At 67.5% G+C, this 782-nt stretch carries 1 protein-coding gene; it reads right to left on the bottom strand.

Annotated features, from left to right (window positions below):
* The coding region (locus tag D9R14_RS23005; protein ID WP_147453091.1) for a TolC family protein at nt 1-643 on the bottom strand (643 nt) is incomplete at its 3' end.
* Nucleotides 644-782 lie beyond the last annotated feature (139 nt).

Raw genomic sequence — 782 nt, 5'->3', positions numbered from 1 at the left:
CGCCCACGACAGCTTGCGTACGACCGAGGTCGTTGTCCCGCTTTACGCCTACGGTCACGGTGAGGTCGGATACGCCCCTGCTCCGCTCGATGTCGATGAGCGCGCGCCGCCGGTCGGCCTCGATGCGATTGGTCAGCAGAGCCGGGGCGTTGTCGAGCTCCCGGGCCAGCACTGCGGGCGTAGCGCGGACGGGCAAGAGTTCGATGTCACCCTGGACAGCACCGAACTGCAGTACTGAGTCGCCCCAAAGGGAAGCCAGGCTTTGACGAGCCGACTCCAGTTCGCTCACTGCTTCGTCGGCTTCGAGCTGCGCGTTGGCCTGGTCGACACGGGCCTGCGTCTCATCCACGGGAGAAACCTTTCCCGCAGCCACTCGCTTGGAGACAACGTCTGCACCCCGTGTCGCGAGCTGAGCCGAGTTCGCCGTCAGCGCAACCCGCTGCTGAGCGACAAGCACACCGAAGAACGCTCGTACGACGTCTGCGCGCAGTTGCGCACGCACGTTCGAAAGTTCAGCCTGCGCAAGCTCCCGCCCGCGGTCAGCCGCGGTCAAGCGCGCAGCGCGCTTGCCCCCGAGCTCAATCGGAAAGCCGACCGTCGCCGTTGACGTTCGCGTCCGGCGTGAAAGTGACCTCGCCTTCATCGAGCGCCCCGGTTCATCCGCCCGCGCCGCCGACGCCGGTACCCGAGAGCGTGGCGCCCTTGATGTCCTCGGCGATAGCCAGCCGGTCCGCGGCGGCGATGACCAGCGGCGTATCCTCGGCCGTGGTCGCCGTATCGGC

This window comes from Xanthobacter tagetidis (assembly GCF_003667445.1).
Classification (GTDB): domain Bacteria; phylum Pseudomonadota; class Alphaproteobacteria; order Rhizobiales; family Xanthobacteraceae; genus Xanthobacter; species Xanthobacter tagetidis.
This window is presented reverse-complemented; position numbering and strand designations above follow the sequence as displayed.